The organism is Rhizobium sp. FY34 (genome assembly GCF_005222845.1).
In the GTDB taxonomy this organism is placed as follows: domain Bacteria; phylum Pseudomonadota; class Alphaproteobacteria; order Rhizobiales; family Rhizobiaceae; genus Neorhizobium.
Map to the genome: position 1 here is coordinate 14,284 of NZ_STFZ01000014.1, position 17,121 is coordinate 31,404.

General features: G+C 59.6%; 15 protein-coding genes. 9 read left to right on the top strand and 6 right to left on the bottom strand.

All coding sequences use genetic code 11. The features are described 5' to 3' along the window. Window positions 1–119 precede the first annotated feature (119 nt). The 5 genes from E8M77_RS10965 to ytfQ all read right to left on the bottom strand — a co-directional run bounded on the left by E8M77_RS10965 (window position 120) and on the right by ytfQ (window position 5,553). Entirely contained in the window at window positions 120–902 is a 783-nt protein-coding gene (locus tag E8M77_RS10965; protein WP_137130687.1) for a FadR/GntR family transcriptional regulator, read from the bottom strand. Then, on the bottom strand, window positions 903–1,889 hold the full coding sequence (gene yjfF / locus E8M77_RS10970) for a galactofuranose ABC transporter, permease protein YjfF (protein WP_137130688.1): 987 nt from the start codon (window positions 1,887–1,889) through the stop codon (window positions 903–905). It lies immediately after the preceding gene. Further along, on the bottom strand, window positions 1,886–2,917 hold the full coding sequence (locus E8M77_RS10975) for an ABC transporter permease (protein ID WP_137130689.1): 1,032 nt from the start codon (window positions 2,915–2,917) through the stop codon (window positions 1,886–1,888). The genes yjfF and E8M77_RS10975 overlap by 4 nt, the downstream gene beginning before the upstream one ends. Further along, window positions 2,917–4,443, bottom strand: a complete 1,527-nt coding sequence (locus E8M77_RS10980; protein ID WP_137130690.1) for a sugar ABC transporter ATP-binding protein — start codon at window positions 4,441–4,443, stop codon at window positions 2,917–2,919. The genes E8M77_RS10975 and E8M77_RS10980 overlap by 1 nt, the downstream gene beginning before the upstream one ends. 150 nt (window positions 4,444–4,593) lie before the next feature. After that, window positions 4,594–5,553 (bottom strand): galactofuranose ABC transporter, galactofuranose-binding protein YtfQ, encoded by a 960-nt coding sequence (gene ytfQ, locus E8M77_RS10985; RefSeq protein ID WP_137130691.1) that lies wholly within the window; start codon window positions 5,551–5,553, stop codon window positions 4,594–4,596. A 319-nt stretch (window positions 5,554–5,872) separates the two neighbouring features. Here ytfQ and araD1 point away from each other — a divergent pair, with 319 nt between their 5' ends. From araD1 to E8M77_RS11025, 8 genes are all read left to right on the top strand, one after another. Beyond that, window positions 5,873–6,862, top strand: coding sequence for an AraD1 family protein (gene araD1 / locus E8M77_RS10990; protein ID WP_137130692.1), 990 nt, complete (start codon window positions 5,873–5,875; stop codon window positions 6,860–6,862). Between the two features lie 23 nt (window positions 6,863–6,885). Beyond that, the gene (locus tag E8M77_RS10995; protein WP_137130693.1) at window positions 6,886–7,812 is read left to right on the top strand and encodes a Gfo/Idh/MocA family oxidoreductase; all 927 of its coding nucleotides are present in this window, start codon (window positions 6,886–6,888) and stop codon (window positions 7,810–7,812) included. Window positions 7,813–7,851: 39 nt separating this feature from the next. After that, complete coding sequence (locus tag E8M77_RS11000; protein ID WP_137130694.1) at window positions 7,852–9,684, top strand: IlvD/Edd family dehydratase; 1,833 nt, start codon at window positions 7,852–7,854, stop codon at window positions 9,682–9,684. 87 nt (window positions 9,685–9,771) lie between these two features. Next, window positions 9,772–10,836 carry a multiple monosaccharide ABC transporter substrate-binding protein gene (chvE, locus tag E8M77_RS11005; protein WP_137130695.1) on the top strand — a complete coding sequence of 355 codons (1,065 nt, stop codon included), beginning with the start codon at window positions 9,772–9,774 and terminating at the stop codon, window positions 10,834–10,836. A gap of 62 nt (window positions 10,837–10,898) precedes the next feature. Next, entirely contained in the window at window positions 10,899–12,464 is a 1,566-nt protein-coding gene (mmsA, locus tag E8M77_RS11010) for a multiple monosaccharide ABC transporter ATP-binding protein (RefSeq protein WP_137130696.1), read from the top strand. Continuing rightward, the gene (gene mmsB / locus E8M77_RS11015; RefSeq protein WP_137130697.1) at window positions 12,461–13,651 is read left to right on the top strand and encodes a multiple monosaccharide ABC transporter permease; all 1,191 of its coding nucleotides are present in this window, start codon (window positions 12,461–12,463) and stop codon (window positions 13,649–13,651) included. Before mmsA ends, mmsB begins: the two co-directional genes overlap by 4 nt. Window positions 13,652–13,794: 143 nt before the next feature. After that, window positions 13,795–14,073: a ribbon-helix-helix protein, CopG family gene (locus tag E8M77_RS11020; protein ID WP_137130698.1), complete on the top strand. Its 279-nt coding sequence runs from the start codon at window positions 13,795–13,797 to the stop codon at window positions 14,071–14,073. A 24-nt stretch (window positions 14,074–14,097) separates the two neighbouring features. After that, window positions 14,098–14,352, top strand: coding sequence for a type II toxin-antitoxin system RelE/ParE family toxin (locus tag E8M77_RS11025; RefSeq protein WP_205910471.1), 255 nt, complete (start codon window positions 14,098–14,100; stop codon window positions 14,350–14,352). A 44-nt stretch (window positions 14,353–14,396) separates the two neighbouring features. Here E8M77_RS11025 and purU read toward each other — a convergent pair whose 3' ends face one another. Further along, the gene (purU, locus tag E8M77_RS11030; protein WP_137131075.1) at window positions 14,397–15,281 is read right to left on the bottom strand and encodes a formyltetrahydrofolate deformylase; all 885 of its coding nucleotides are present in this window, start codon (window positions 15,279–15,281) and stop codon (window positions 14,397–14,399) included. A 316-nt stretch (window positions 15,282–15,597) separates the two neighbouring features. Here purU and E8M77_RS11035 point away from each other — a divergent pair, with 316 nt between their 5' ends. Then, window positions 15,598–17,112 carry an acetyl-CoA hydrolase/transferase family protein gene (locus tag E8M77_RS11035; protein ID WP_137131076.1) on the top strand — a complete coding sequence of 505 codons (1,515 nt, stop codon included), beginning with the start codon at window positions 15,598–15,600 and terminating at the stop codon, window positions 17,110–17,112. Window positions 17,113–17,121: the final 9 nt, after the last annotated feature.

Consider the following 17,121-nt stretch of genomic DNA (forward strand, 5'->3'; position numbering starts at 1 on the left):
GTTTTCATGGTCAGGAATTCCCTCCAGCGCATGCCGGTATGGGCAGATGGTCCGCATTAGAGGAGGATGCGGTATCAAGGTGGCTCTGACGCTGCAAACTGAGGCGGTAAGGATGCCGTTCAGCTTCTGGTGGGGCTGGTCGCGGCTTTTGCGGTCGCAAGTTCGTCGGGATTGCCGTCGAACGATTTGTGGATGCGGGTTCGGCCAACATCGATCACGTGGCGCATGGCGGAAATCGCCTTTTCCGGATCGCGCGAAGCGATGGCATGGGCGATGCGCAGATGATTGGCGGCCACTTCGTCCAGCATTTCCGGCGATGCCGCCGGGGATGACAGGCGGAAGGATATGGCAAGCGCCGCCTCGATCAGCGCACTTGCCGAGCGCATGAAGGGATTGCCCGACATGCGCGCGATGGCGAGATGAAATTCCAGATCCACCTTGGCGATGGTTTCGGGCGTGTGGTTGATGTCATCGAATTTGGCGGCAATGGCATAAAGCGCTACGATATCATCGCTGCTGGCCCGCTCGGCGGCTGCTGCTGCTGCTGCCGGCTCCAGCGCCATGCGCATTTCGGCCAGATATTCGATGAAGGTGAGGTCCATTCCGGCATCGCAGCGCCAGCCCAGCACGTCTGGATCGAAGAAGTTCCAGTTCGAGCGGTCCAGTACCCGCGTGCCGACCTTTGCTTTCGGTTCGATCAGCCGCTTGGCGGCAAGTGTCTTCATGGCCTCGCGCAGAACCGTACGCGATACGCCAAAGCGCAGGGAAAGATCCGTATCGCCCGGCAGGATGGTGCCCTCTGCGATACGACCCGAGACGATGGCGCTGCCAAGCTCGGCGACGACATGGGCATGGCTGCTGCCGCGCTTCTTGCCGGTGATCGTCGTTTCAAGCAGTCCCACTCACATCTCCTTCAAGGCATCGGCTGCAAGCCGTCTATTGGAATACCAGATGATGCCGCGCTGCAAAGCAATGAATGCAAACAACAGGATACCAATGACGATCTTTGTCCACCATGATGACAGCGTTCCATCAAAAACGATGTAGGTCTGGATCAGCCCCTGGATGAGGATGCCGACCAGCGTTCCGGCCACCAGTCCCGTGCCCCCCGTCAGCAGCGTTCCACCAATCACGACGGCTGCAATCGCGTCCAGTTCGATCCCAACCGTCGCCAGCGAGTAGCCCGAGGACGTGTAGAGCGTATAGGCAATGCCTGACAAGCCCGACAGGAAGCCCGAAAGCGCATAGATGCCGACAATCGTGCGCCCGACGGGTACGCCCATCAGTTCCGCCGATTGCTGGTTGCCGCCGAGCGCGTAGATATTGGCGCCAAACCGTGTGCGGCTGGCAATGACAATTGCTGCGGCAAAGATGATGAGCATCAGTATGGCGGCAGCGGTCAGCCTTCCGCCACCGGGAAGGCGAAAGGAAAGGCCCTGGATGGTTTCAAAGAAGGGATGGGCAATCGGCACGGATTCGGTCGAGATGAGATAGGCTGCGCCGCGCGCCAGAAACATGCCGGCAAGCGTCACAACAAAAGGCGGAATGGAGAGGAGACGGATCATCAGGCCCATGACCGCGCCGAAGGCCGTGGATATGACCAGCACGGCGGCAAAGGCCGTCAGTGGGTGCAGGCCAGCCAAGCCGACAGTGACGGCGACGAAGACGCTGGTAAAGGCAATCACCGAACCCACCGAAAGATCGATGCCGCCTGACAGGATGACGAAGGTCATGCCAACCGCTGCAATGCCGAGAAAGGCATTGTCGGTGATGAGATTGGCAATGACACGCGTCGATAGCATGGCTGGAAACTGAATGGTGCACAGCACATAGGCGAGGAGGAAGACGACGAGTGTGGCAAGGAAAGGCAGGTTGCGGCTGCTGCTCATTGGGCGGTTTCCTTCACATCGACGCTACGGGCAGGTTGTGGTTCTCGCTTCAGAAAGCCGGACAGCAGGGATAAGGCAGGCGATTGCAGCGTTAGCACGACGATGATGATGCTTGCCTTGATGATGAGATTGAATTCCGGCGGAAAGCCCGCGACGAGGATGCCGGTATTGATCGACTGGATGATCAGCGCTCCAATGAGCGAGGCCGAGAGCGAAAAGCGCCCGCCATTTAAGGAGGTGCCGCCGATAACGACGGCTAGGATGGCATCGAGCTCCAGCCAGAGGCCGGCATTGTTGGCATCGGCGCCGCGAATATCCGCAGTGACGATGAGGCCGGCAGCCGCTGCCATCAGCCCGGAGACCGCATAGACGAAGAAAAGCAGGAAGCGCGCGCGAACGCCGGCCAGCATGGCGGCGCGCCGGTTGATGCCCGTTGCCTCGATCAGGAAGCCAAGCGCAGACCGGCGCACCAGAAGGCCAACGACAAGGGCAGCGGTCAGCCAGAGGATAACCGGGATCGGGATCGTCAGGAGCGCGCCGGAGCCGATGGCGGCAAAACTGTCATCGTTGAAGGTGAGGATGGCGCCCTCGGTGATCAACTGGGCGATGCCCCGGCCCGCCACCATCAAGATGAGCGTCGCGATGATCGGCTGGATGTCGAGAAGGGCCACGAGCGTCGCATTCCACAGTCCGCAGACAAGGCCGACGGCAAGCGCAGACAGGATCACCACGATCAGCGGATAGCCATCGGCAACAAGACTGGCGGCAATGGCGCCGCAAATGGCAATCACTGCGCCAATCGACAGGTCGATGCCGCGCGTGGCAATCACCAGCGTCATGCCCACAGTGAGAAGCGCCACCGGGGCGGCTCGCACCAGAACGTCGATCAGGCTACCGTAAAGCCGGCCATTCTGCACCGAGATGGTGAGGAAGCCCGGAGAAATCGCGGCAATCAGGGCGAGGATCGCAAACAGCGCCACCAGTTGCGGCAAAAGCCGGCGCAGTTTCTTCAAGATCAGGCTCTGCATCACGCGGCCTCCGGCTGAGAGGGCCCGGCAATCGCCAGCATGATATTGTCGGCCGTCAGCTGCGTGCCGGAAAGCTCGGCCACATGGTGGCGATCGGCAAGCACGATGACGCGGTGGGCAACAGCCGTCAGTTCCTCCAGCTCGGACGAGATAACGATCAGCGACATGCCCTCGGCGCAGAGGCGCTCGATCATCTTGAGGATTTCCGCATGCGCACCGATATCGATGCCACGGGTCGGCTCGTCGAGAATGAGCAGCCGCGGCTCGGTCGCCAGCCAGCGTGCCAGGATGGCTTTCTGCTGGTTGCCGCCCGAGAGGAACTTGATCGGTCGGTCCGGATCCGGAGGACGGATATCGAGCGAGCGGATGAAGTCTTGCGCCAGCGCTTTTTGCTGGCGCTGCGAGATCGGTCGTGCCCAGCCGGCGCGCGCCTGCATGGCAAGCGCGATGTTTTCAGCAACGGAGAAATCACCGATAATGCCGTCGGTCTTGCGTTCCTCCGGGCAGAAGCCGAACCCCTTGGCAATGGCGGCTTCCGGCGAGGTGATGGCGACGGTGCGCCCGTCAATCGTCGCCGTGCCGCTATCCGGGCGGTCGATCCCGAACAGAAGAAAAGCGGTTTCCGTGCGTCCCGACCCCAGAAGTCCGGCAATGCCGATCACTTCACCGGGACGGATGGCAAGATCAAAGGGTGCCACACTGCCGCGCTTGCCATAGGCTTCAAAGCGGATCGGCGCTTCGTCTTGCAACTGCGCATGGGGTTCAAGGCTTGCATGCCGCTCTTCCACGGCCTGCAGTTCACGCCCCAGCATCATGGAGATGAGTTCCATGCGCGGCAAGGCGTTCAGATTGCGTGTGCCGACCAGCCTTCCATTGCGCAGCACGCTGGCGCGATCGGCGATCTCGTAAACCTGGTTGAGAAAATGCGTGATGATGACGATGCCAAGGCCATCCTGCTTCAGTCGCCGCAGCACCGAAAACAGCATGGCGACCTCGTGGCTGTCGAGACTTGCCGTCGGCTCATCGAGGATCAGCACCTTGCCGGACAGATCGACCGCGCGGGCAATGGCGATGATCTGGCGCACCGCCACCGAATAGCTGGACAGGAGCGCATCGACATCGATCTCGAGCCCGTAGCGCGACAGCAGCTGCCGCGACAGATCGCGCATGCGCCGCCGATCGATAAGGCCGAAACGTCGCGGCTGGCGGCCCAGATAGAGATTTTCCGCAACCGTCAGATTTTCCAGAAGATTGACCTCCTGATAGACCGTTCCGATGCCAAGCGCCTGCGCATCGGCCACGTCTGCCGGACTGATCTCCTGTCCGTCCAGGCGAATGCTACCGCCATCGCGGCGATATACTCCGGTCAGGATCTTGACGAGGGTGGATTTGCCGGCGCCGTTTTCACCGAGCAGGGCATGGATCTCGCCTTGGTTGAGGGTGAAATCCACCCCATCCAGAGCCTTGATGCCCAGAAAGCTCTTGGCAATCGCCCGTGCTTCCAGGAGCGGCTTTTGGTTCGACATGGGCTACTTCCGAAATGACTGGACTGGATACAGGTCGGGTGCGTGCGCGAATGGATCGCGCCATAACACCGGATAAGACAAGGCCGTCACTTGCGGGGCGGCCCTGTCTCAATCAAAGGGCGCCGGCAAGCCGGCGCCGCCATGCATCGATCAGTAGCCGAGACCCTTCTTCGCCTCGTAGACCTTCATCGGGTCATCCTTGGCGGTGTAGAGCTTGGATTCGGTCTGGATCCACTTCGGCGGTTCCTTCTTGTCCTTCAGATAGGCAGCAAGAACTTCGAAGGCGGGGCCGGCCATGTTCGGCGTCAGTTCCACGGTGGCATTGGCTTCACCGGCGGCCATGGCTTTGAAGATGTCCGGAACGGCATCGATGGAAACCACCTTGATGTCGGAGCCGGGCTTCAGGCCCGCTTCCTTGATCGCTTGGATGGCGCCGACGGCCATATCGTCATTATGGGCATAAACGGCGCAGATATCCTTGCCACCACCTTCGGCCTTGATGAAGCTTTCCATCACTTCCTTGCCCTTGGTGCGGGTAAAGTCACCCGTCTGCGAGCGCACGATCTTGATGTTGGTCGTCTTGGCGATTGCCTCTTCGAAACCCTTCTTGCGGTTGATGGCGGGCGAAGAGCCGGTCGTGCCCTGCAATTCCACAACCTTGCAGGTCTTGGCACCGACATCCTTTACCAGCCATTCGCCGGCCACCCGGCCCTCATGCACCTGGTCGGACGTCACGGCCGTCAGATAGAGACTGTCGGGCGCATCGATCTGCCTGTCGAGCAGAATGACCGGGATCTTTTCCTCCTTGGCTTCCTTCAGAACGGCATCCCAGCCGGTTGCGACAACCGGAGCGATCAGGATCGCATCGACGCCCTGCGCGATGAAGCCACGAACCGCCTTGATCTGGTTTTCCTGCTTCTGCTGGGCATCGGCGAATTTCAGCGCGATGCCACGCTTTTCTGCCTCCTGCTTGGTCACGGTGGTTTCTGCCGCGCGCCAACCGGATTCTGATCCGATCTGCGAGAAGCCCACAGTCATCGACTGTGCCGAAACGCTGGATGCCAAGGCAAGGGTAAGGGCGGCCGTCAGGGCCGCAAGTGCTTGTCTCATCTTAATCCTCCCAGAGATGAAGTCAGCTACGAACAGGGGAAACTGATCATATAATATTACTTTTGAAAAGTCGAAAATTGAACACTCTTCAACAAAATGTGAGACGACCTTGAGTTAAATCGTTGCAATTGGAGGTCGTCGCCTAAAATTGCTGCACTGCACGCCAATTGCGCAGCGCGAAGAATTGGTGAGAGGCTGCTTGACAACAGGGCTTCTGCCCCAATAGTCATATTTATATCAAGGCCGCGTCGGGCGACGCGGGAGGAGGGCAGGCCTGCTGACTTGAAGGACCTGCCGCACGCGGACAATGGATTGTATAATGCTGAGACTTCTGCAGGTTGCCGTAGGTGGACAGGTGCGCGTCGTTGCCTGGGATGGCGAGGGCGAAGCACGGGTAATCGAGGGCGTGTCCTCGACCTATGAACTGGCCGAAAAGGCGATTGCAGCCGGCAAGAGCTTTGCGGACTATATCGCAGGCCTCGACAAGGGTGCCATTGTCGATCTCGATCAGGCAGCCAGCGAAGGCCGTCTCGGCATTCCCGTCACGCATGCCGATCCTGCTCATTATATTGTCGCTGGCACGGGGCTCACCCATCTCGGTTCCGCCGATGGTCGCGACAAGATGCATAAGGCGGCGCAATCTGCCGAAAAGCCGACCGATTCCATGCGCATGTTCCAAATGGGCGTTGAAGGCGGCAAGCCGAAAGCCGGTGAAGTCGGCGTACAGCCGGAATGGTTCTACAAGGGCGATGGTTCGCAGTTGCGTGCCACCGGCGAAGATCTCGTATCGCCATCTTTTGCGCTGGATGGCGGTGAAGAGCCGGAACTGGCGGCCATTTATCTCATCGGGCCGGACGGCTCGCCCTATCGCCTCGGTTTCTGCCTTGCCAACGAGTTTTCCGACCATGTGACGGAAAAGGGCAATTATCTTTGGCTTGCTCATTCCAAGCTGCGCCAGGCCTCGCTTGGACCGGAACTGATCGTCGGCGATCTGCCGGATCATGTGGAAGGCACGTCGCGCATTCGCCGCGGTGAAGAGGTCATCTTCGAAAAGCCCTTCCTGTCGGGCGAAGCCAATATGTCCCACAGTTTTGCCAATCTTGAGCATCACAACTTCAAGTATGATCTTTTCCGTCGTCCCGGCGATCTGCATGTGCATTTCTTCGGCACGGCGACGCTCTCCTTCTCCGAGGGCGTGAAGACCGAGGTGGGTGACCAGTTCGAGATTTCGGCTGCACCTTTCCGGTTGACACTTGTCAACACATTGGCAGTGGCACCTGAGTCGCCGCTCTCCATTTTCAAACTGTAAGTCGTAAATTGTAAGGTAGTCTCATGCAGCCCATCCGTCTTGCCATTGTCGGCCTCGGCAAGATTGCCCGTGATCAGCATCTCGGGGCGATCGAGGCCACCGATGGCGTGGATCTGGTCGCCGTCGCCAGCCGCAATGCCAAGCTGGAGAATGTGCACTGTTTCGCCGACATCGACGCGCTTCTGGCCGCCGATGTCGAAATCGATGCCGTGTCGCTCTGCACGCCGCCGCAGGGCCGTTTCGAGCAGGCGCGTGCAGCCCTTCTCGCCGGCAAGCATGTAATGCTGGAAAAGCCGCCGGGCGCCACGATTGCCGAAGTCTTTGCGCTGGATGAATTGGCCAAGAGGCAGGGCGTGACGCTCTATGCCACTTGGCATTCGCGCGAGGCCGCTGCTGTCGAGCCGGCCCGTGCGCTGCTCTGCGAGCGCCATATCCGCTCCGTGCATGTGGAGTGGAAGGAAGACGTGCGCCACTGGCATCCCGGCCAGGACTGGATCTGGGAACCGGGTGGTCTCGGCGTCTTTGATCCGGGCATCAATGCTTTGTCCATCGTCACCCGCATCATGCCGGAGTCATTCCATCTTGTCTCCTCCGATCTGTCCTTCCCGGAAAACCGGGCCGCTCCGATTGCCGCAGACCTTTCCTTCCGCACGGCCAGTGGCTTGTCGATCACGGCTGCGCTCGACTGGCGTCAGACAGGCCCGCAGACCTGGGATATCAGGGTGGAAACCGAGGAAGGTCCTGTCGTTCTGACGCATGGCGGCAGCCGCCTTTTCGTTGACGGCGCAGCGCAAATCGTCGAGGAAGATCGCGAATACCGCAATCTCTACCGTCATTTCGTTCACCTGGTTGTGCAGCGGCAATCGGATACGGATTTCTCTCCGCTGGTGCATGTGGCCGATGCCTTCATGCTGGGGCGCCGCCGTGTGGTCGATGCCTTCAAGGACTGATCAGCCGGACCAAATTTACTCACGCAGAAGAAGACGATCATGAGCAATTCGGACAACCAGATTTCCACCGCCATCGCAAAGGCCGGCGAAGCCCGCAAGCTGCGCTCGCGTGCCTGGTTCGACAATCCGGACAATGCGGACATGACGGCGCTCTATCTTGAGCGCTACATGAATTTCGGCCTCAGCCAGGCGGAACTGCAGTCCGATCGTCCGATCATCGGCATCGCGCAGACGGGTTCGGACCTGTCGCCGTGCAACCGCCACCATCTGGAACTGGCCAATCGCCTGCGCGAAGGCATTCGCGAAGCCGGCGGCATTGCCATCGAGTTTCCGGTGCATCCGATCCAGGAAACCGGCAAGCGCCCGACGGCCGGCCTTGACCGTAACCTTGCCTATCTCGGCCTCGTGGAAGTGCTTTACGGCTATCCGCTGGATGGCGTGGTTCTGACCATCGGTTGCGATAAGACCACGCCGGCCTGTCTGATGGCAGCGGCCACCGTCAATATTCCGGCCATTGCTCTGTCGGTCGGACCGATGCTGAACGGCTGGTTCCGCGGCGAGCGCACCGGTTCGGGCACCATCGTCTGGAAGGCCCGCGAACTGCTGGCCAAGGGCGAAATCGACTATGCCGGCTTTGTGAAGCTTGTTGCCTCGTCGGCGCCCTCCACCGGCTATTGCAACACGATGGGCACGGCGACCACGATGAATTCGCTGGCCGAAGCGCTGGGCATGCAGCTGCCGGGCTCTGCCGCCATCCCGGCGCCTTATCGTGACCGCCAGGAAATCTCCTATCTGACGGGCCTTCGCATCGTCGACATGGTCAAGGAAGACCTCAAGCCTTCCGATATCATGACCAAGGAAGCCTTCATCAACGCCATCCGGGTGAATTCCGCGATCGGCGGCTCCACCAATGCGCCGATCCACTTGAACGGGCTTGCGCGTCATCTGGGCCTGGAGCTGACGGTGGATGACTGGCAGACTTATGGCGAGGAGATACCGTTGCTGGTCAATCTCCAGCCGGCCGGCGAATATCTCGGCGAAGACTATTACCATGCTGGTGGCGTGCCGGCAGTCGTCAACCAGCTGATGACCAAGGGCCTCATACACGAGGACGCCATCACCGTGAACGGCAAGACCATCGGTGAGAATTGCCGTGGTGCGATCATCGAAGATGAAAAGGTCATTCGTCCCTATGACCAGCCTCTGAAGGAACGTGCCGGCTTCCGCGTTCTGCGCGGCAATCTGTTCTCGTCCGCCATCATGAAGACGAGCGTGATCTCCAAGGAGTTCCGCGACCGTTACCTGTCGAACCCGAACGATCCGGAAGCCTTCGAAGGCCGTGCCGTCGTGTTTGATGGTCCGGAGGATTATCACCACCGCATCGATGATCCGTCGCTGGAAATCGACGAGAACACGGTTCTCTTCATGCGTGGCGCTGGCCCCATCGGTTATCCTGGGGCGGCCGAAGTCGTCAACATGCGCGCGCCGACCTACCTGCTCAACCGGGGCGTCACCTCGCTTCCCTGCATTGGCGACGGTCGTCAGTCCGGTACGTCCGGCAGCCCGTCCATCCTCAATGCCTCGCCGGAAGCTGCGGCCGGCGGCGGTCTCGCCATTCTGCAGACCGGCGACCGCGTGCGCATCGATGTGGGTCTCGGCAAGGCCAATATCCTGATTTCCGATGAGGAAGTGGTATCCCGTTACGCAGCCCTTGAAGCGGCTGGCGGTTACAAGTATCCAAAGCACCAGACGCCCTGGCAGGAGATCCAGAGGGGCATCGTGGGGCAGATGGAATCCGGTGCGGTTCTTGAACCGGCCGTAAAATATCAGCGGATCGCGCAGACGGAAGGCATTCCGCGCGACAACCACTGACGAGGACTTGTGGCAGGGGCAGGGTGCCCCTTCCGCTACTGTTGGCGGGCTCGATGTGAGCCACGTCTCTTTTGGAGGAGAGCGGATATGAAACTGATGAAATATCTGACCACGGCTGCGATGTTCGCCGCCATGGCAATGGCTGCGCCGGCTGGCGCTGCCGATAAGGGTCTCGTTGGCGTTGCCATGCCGACCAAGTCCTCGGCGCGCTGGATCGCTGACGGCGACAACATGGTCAAGGTTCTGAAAGAGCGCGGTTATGCCGTTGATCTTCAGTACGCAGAAGACGACGTTCCTAACCAGCTCGCCCAGATCGAGAACATGGTCACCAAGGGTGCCAAGGTTCTCGTGATTGCATCGATCGATGGCACGACGCTGTCGGACGTGCTGCAGCAGGCTGCCGACCAGAAGATCAAGGTCATCGCTTATGACCGCCTGATCCGCGATACGCCGAATGTCGATTACTACGCAACCTTCGACAACTTCCAGGTTGGCGTTCTGCAGGCAACCACGCTGGTCAAGGCGCTGAAGGCTGATACTGAAAAGGGTCCGTTCTACATCGAACTCTTCGGCGGCTCGCCGGACGACAACAACGCCTTCTTCTTCTACAACGGCGCCATGAGCGTTCTGCAGCCGCTGATCGACAAGGGCACGCTGAAGGTCGGTTCCGGCCAGGTCGGCATGGACAAGGTTTCCACGCTGCGTTGGGACGGTGCTACCGCCCAGGCCCGTATGGACGCCATCCTGTCGGCTTTCTATTCCGACAAGAAGCTGAACGCTGTTCTGTCGCCCTATGACGGCATCTCGATCGGTATCCTGTCGTCGCTGAAGGGCGTTGGCTATGGCAGCGGTGGTCAGGCCATGCCGTTCGTTTCCGGCCAGGACGCTGAAGTACCGTCCGTCAAGTCGATCATCGCTGGCGAACAGTATTCCACGATCTTCAAGGACACTCGCGAACTTGCCAAGGTCACCGTCGACATGGTTGACGCTGCCATGAGCGGCAAGGAGCCGGTGGTCAACGACACCAAGACCTATGACAACGGCAAGAAGGTCGTTCCGTCCTACCTGTTGAAGCCTGTGGCTGTCGACAAGTCGAACTGGAAAGACATCCTGGTCGGTAGCGGTTACTACACCGAAGCCCAGGTCAAGTAAGGATCGCCAGTGCGGCGGCAACCCTGTCGCCGCACTTTTCTGTCCCCATCGGAGATGATGGCATGCTCGCTCCCGTCACTGCGGCCGAACGACCCCCGATCCTGGAAATGCGCCGCATTTCCAAATCCTTCGGTGCGGTAAAGGCTCTGTCAGAGGTCAGTTTTACTGTGCGCGAAGGAGAAATCCACGCGCTCGTCGGCGAAAATGGCGCCGGCAAATCGACCCTGATGAAGGTGCTGTCCGGCGTTTATCCGCACGGCTCCTACGAAGGTTCCATCCTCTTTGAAGGTGAGGAGCGGCACTTCCGCAATATCAATGAGACCGAAGCTCTCGGGATCATCATCATTCACCAGGAATTGGCGCTGATCCCGCTGATGTCGATTGCCGAGAACATCTTTCTCGCCAATGCGCCAACGCGTTTCGGCATCATCGATCGCAGTACCGTGCATGAGCGCACCAAGGCGCTTCTGGCCAAGGTTGGTCTTGCCCGCGAGGCGCCCGATACGCTGGTCACCAATCTTGGCGTCGGCAAGCAGCAGCTGGTGGAAATCGCCAAGGCGCTGTCGAAGGACGTGCGCCTGCTGATCCTCGACGAGCCGACCGCCTCGCTCAACGAGACGGATAGTGCCGCACTGCTGGAGCTTCTGAAGGAATTCCGCAACCAGGGCATTACCTCGATCCTGATCAGCCACAAGCTGAATGAGATCTCCGAGGTTGCCGATCAGATTACCGTTCTGCGCGATGGCCGCGCCGTCGATACGATGGATTGCAATGCCGGCCCGATTGCCGAAGACGAAATCATCCGCAAGATGGTCGATCGCGATCTGGAAAGCCGTTACCCGAAGCGCACGCCAAAGATCGGCGAGGTGATCTTCGAGGTCAAGAACTGGTCTGTCTATCATCCGCAGCATGCCGAGCGGCAGGTGGTGAAGAATGTCGGTATTCAGGTGCGCGCCGGCGAAGTCGTCGGCATTTCCGGCCTGATGGGTGCTGGACGCACCGAATTTGCCATGAGCGTTTTCGGGCGGTCCTGGGGCCGCAACATCACCGGTTCCGTGCGTATGCATGGCAAGGAGGTCGATGTATCGACTGTCATCCGCGCAATCGATGCGGGACTGGCCTATGTCACGGAAGACCGCAAGCATCTGGGCCTCATTCTGGCGGAGGATATCCGCAAGAACATCTCGCTTGCCAATCTGGTCGGCGTGTCCAGGCGCGGTGTCATCGATGACATTACCGAGATGAAGGTGGCGCAGGAATTCCGTGCCCGCATGCGCATCCGCAGCCATAATGTCTATCAGGAAACCGGCAAGCTTTCCGGCGGTAACCAGCAAAAGGTCGTGCTGTCGAAATGGCTGTTCACCGATCCGGATCTGCTGATCCTCGACGAGCCGACGCGCGGCATCGATGTCGGCGCCAAGTATGAAATCTATTCCATCATCAACGAACTCGCGGACGCTGGAAAAGCGGTCGTGGTGATCTCCTCTGAAATGCCCGAGCTGATCGGTATCTGCGATCGCATCATGGTTATGCATGAGGGCGAATTCGTCGGCGAAGTGGCCGGCGAAGGCGCCACCCAGGAGAACATCATGCGCGCCATCATGCGCCGCAAGGGGAGAGAAGAATGAGCACGTCCGAGACCACAGCCCCCGTACGGCAGTCCACCGCCGCCTTCCTGAAAGACAATCTGCGCGACTACGGCATGCTGCTGTCGCTCGTCGTCATTGTTCTGTTCTTCCAGTTCGCCACCGACGGCATTCTGTTGAAGCCGCTGAACCTGACGAACATCATCCTGCAGAACAGCTATATCGTCATCATGGCGCTCGGCATGCTGCTGATCATCATCACCGGCCATATCGATCTGTCGGTCGGTTCGGTTGCCGGCTTTGTCGGCGCGGTGGCGGCGATGATGATGGTGCAGTATAACTTCGACTTCGTGACGGCGAGCATCATCTGCCTGATCATCGGCGGGGTGATTGGTGCGGTACAGGGCTCTTTCGTTGCCTACCTGAAGATTCCATCCTTCATCGTGACGCTGGCCGGCATGCTGGTCTTCCGCGGATTGATGATCGCCGTGCTGAGCGGCCGTTCCATCGGCCCGTTCGACCCGACATTCCAGAAGCTCTCCTCCGGCTTCATTCCGGAATTTGTTTCGGCAGAGGGCGGCCTCTACATCACATCGCTGATCCTTGGTGTTGCGCTGGCCCTGCTGCTTGTGTTGCAGAACATCCGCAACCGTGCCCGTCGCCAGTCACATGGCGTCGAGAACGAGCCTTTCGGCTTCTTCATCGGCAAGAACATCGTCGTTCTAGCCGCCATCGGCTACATTGCCTACCTGATCTCATCGCATCGTGGCATGCCGAACGTGCTGATCATCATGGCGCTTCTGATTGCAGGCTATGGCTTCTTCACCAATCGCACGATCATCGGCCGACAGATCTATGCCGTCGGCGGCAATATCCGCGCGGCCGAACTGTCGGGCATCAAGACCGCACGCCTGACCTTCTTCACCTTCGTCAATATGGGCGTTCTGGCAGCACTGGGCGGCCTCGTCGTTGCCGCACGCCTGAACAGCGCCACCCCGAAGGCCGGCTCCGGCTTCGAGCTTGACGTCATTGCAGCCTGCTTCATCGGCGGCGCCTCGGCTTACGGCGGTGTTGGCAAGGTGACGGGTGCGGTTATCGGCGCCTTCCTGATGGGCGTCATGAACAACGGCATGTCCATTCTCGGCATCGGTATCGATTACCAGCAGGTCATCAAGGGCCTCGTGCTGCTCGGCGCCGTTTGCGTGGACGTCTACAACCAGCGTCGTTAAACATCCTCCCAAGCATGTCGACGTGATAAAGGCCGCGAACCATTCAGGTTCGCGGCCTTTTCGTTGCAATTGGCAAAAGGGCGTGCTTGCCTGGCTGACAAGTGGTAGGATTTTGCCAAGGGTAAAAGGCAAGGCAGCTGGCGATGCAAACGATGACCCGTGTTGAACTGGATCAGGATGTCAGCGAGCGCATAGAACGCTTGGCTCAGGGGCGTCGTCTTAGCGCTGCCGGGATCATGCGTGAAGCAATTGAACAGTATGTGGAGCGCGCCGAACAGGGTGAGCACATGCGTGCTGTCGCATTGAGCGCCTATGAGCGCTATCAGGCCACTGGGCAGCATGTCAGTGCAGAGGACGCGGATGCCTGGCTTGCCCGGCTGGAAGCTGGTGAGGACGCGGAAGCGCCCAGATGCCACGACTGATCTGGACGCCCGAAGCGCCTGCCGATGTGGCAAGGTTTTATCAGTTTCTGGCTGATAGCAATCGCGATGCGGCCAAATGCGCAGTTAAGCGTCATCCGCAGCAGCGTGCGACTTCTCGCAGAGCATCCGCAAGCCGGACGCCCTATGGACCAAATGCCGGACGGCTATCGTAAATGGCCTATCGCCTTCGGATCCGCCGGTTATCTCGCATTGCATCATTTCTCTGGCGAGGATGTCGTGATCCTCGCCATTCGACATGTCCGCGAGCAGCGCTACTGACTACACATTATAACTCGTGAGCCACAACGTCCTGCCAAGAGTGCTTACCCCATCCGCTCGGATGCATAGCTGCCGGGGCTTGGCGGAAAGACGATCGTGCGATTGCCATTGATGAAGGTGCGGTGGTGGATATGGGCGTGGACGGCGCGCGCCAGCACCTGCGCTTCCACGTCGCGGCCCATGGACACATAGTCTTCCGGCGACTGCGCATGGGTGACGCGTACCGTGTCCTGTTCGATGATCGGGCCTTCATCCAGATCTGCCGTAACGTAATGGGCGGTGGCGCCAATCAGTTTCACACCGCGCTCATAGGCCTGTTTATAGGGGTTGGCGCCCTTGAAGCTCGGCAGGAAGGAATGGTGGATGTTGATGATCTTGCCCGACATTTTCTGGCAGAGCGGATCAGACAGAACCTGCATGTAGCGGGCGAGTACAATGAGTTCGGTTCCCGTCTGCTCGACGAGGTCCAGGAGCCGGGCTTCGGCTTCCGGCTTGTTGTCCTTCGTCACCTTGATGTGGTGGAAGGGAATGTCGTGATTGACGATGACCTTCTGGTAATCGAAATGGTTGGAAACAACGCCGACGATATCGATCGGCAAGGCGCCGATCTTCCAGCGATAGAGGAGATCGTTCAGGCAGTGGCCGAAACGCGACACCATCAACAGCACTTTCATGCGTTCAGCCGCGTCAACGATATCGGCATCCATCGAGAACTTCTGGATGATGGGTGCAAGGCCGGAGAGCAGTGCGGCGCGGTCCACGCCTTCTTCGGAGATGAAGGAGATGCGCATGAAGAATTTCTGTGTATCGAAATCATCGAACTGCGAGGAATCGACGATGTTGCAACCCCTTTCAGCCAGGTAACCGGACAGAGCAGCGACGATGCCACGCGAGGTGGGGCAGGAAACGGTTAGCACATAGCTCTTCATCATCACTATCTCCATAGGCCCGGCAGGGGCCAGATCTGCTGTTGTGGGCGCGGGTGGCCCCGGCCGGCATGACGCTGCATTGGCAATAGCCGAGATGCGACAGATATCAAGTCCGTCTGCTTGTCCATGCTGGTCGTGGCGTTGCTTCTGCCAAGCTTACGGCGGGCAGCGCGAATTGGTGTTCCGCCTGCGTCCTTGTCCACCTCATCCCCGCCGTCCGGCTCCGCTCTCACTTGATTTCGGTCAAGGCGCTAACCTTGCGTCACCTTAAGGTCGCCCGCGGGGGGATAAATCGATGGAACGCCAGGACCAGACCATGCTTGAAGATCGCATCAGACGCCCCGCCCTTCTCGACAGGATCATGACCGCCAAGGAAGCCGCCAGCCTGATCAAGGATGGCATGGTCATCGGCATGAGCGGCTTTACCCGCGCCGGCGATGCCAAAGCCGTGCCAGTTGCCATGGCGGAGCGGGCAAGGACGGACCCTTTCAAGATCACGCTTCTAACCGGCGCTTCGCTTGGCCACGATATTGATCGAATGCTGACGGAGGCCCATGTGCTGGCCCGTCGCATGCCCTTCCAGACGGACCCAACGCTGCGCGCCGCGATCAACCGTGGCGAGGTGATGTTCATCGACCAGCATTTGTCGGAAACCGTCGAACATCTGCGCTCCAACCAGCTTGGCCCCATCGACTATGCGATCATCGAAGCGGCGGCGATCCGGCTGGATGGCGGCATCATTCCCTCCACCTCCATCGGCAATTCTGCAAGCTTTGCGATCCTTGCCAAGAAGATCATCATCGAGATCAACCTGTCGCAATCGCTCGATCTCGAAGGCCTGCACGATGTCTACATTCCGACGAAGCGCCCGACGCGCGAAGCCATTCCGGTTGTCGCCTGCGACACGCGTGCTGGCGTGCCCTATATCCCGATCGATCCGGACAAGATTGTCGGTATCGTGATTACCCAGGAGAAGGACAGTTTTTCCACTATCGAGCCGCCGGATGCCGATACAAAGGCGATTGCCAACCACCTGATCCGATTCTTCGAGGAGGAGGTGAAGATCGGCCGGCTGGACCTGACGCTCAATCCGCTGCAGGCGGGCATTGGCACGATTGCCAATTCGGTGCTGTCGGGGCTTGCAGATGGCCCGTTCCATCACCTTCGCATGTATAGCGAAGTGCTGCAGGATAGCACGTTTGATCTGTTCGATGCCGGAAAGCTGACCTTTGCCTCGGGCTCGTCGATCACGCTATCCTCGGCCTGTGCCGCCCGCGTCTATTCCGATTTCCGCCGCTACAAGGACAGGCTGGTGCTGCGCCCGCAGGAAATCAGCAACCATCCGGAAGTCATCCGCCGTCTCGGCGTCATCGGCATCAACACCGCGCTGGAAGTGGATATCTATGGCAATGTGAATTCAACCCATGTCAACGGCACGCATATGATGAACGGCATTGGCGGGTCGGGCGATTTTGCCCGCAATGCCTATCTGTCCATCTTCGTCACCAAGTCTCTGGCCAAGGGCGGTCGCATTTCATCCGTGGTGCCGATGGTGAGCCATGTCGATCACACCGAACATGATGTGGATATCATCGTCACGGAAAACGGCCTAGCGGACCTGCGCGAACTGGCGCCGCGCGAACGGGCCGAGCGCGTCATCAACCATTGCGTCCATCCCAGCTACCGCGACGACATGCTCGATTATTTCCGCCGTGCCAGCCAGCGGGGCGGGCATACGCCGCATATTCTGGAAGAGGCGCTGTCCTGGCACCAGCGCAGCCGCGAGACCGGTGATATGCGCAAACCGCCGGCGCGGGCTGCGGCGGAATAGGGTTTGGCG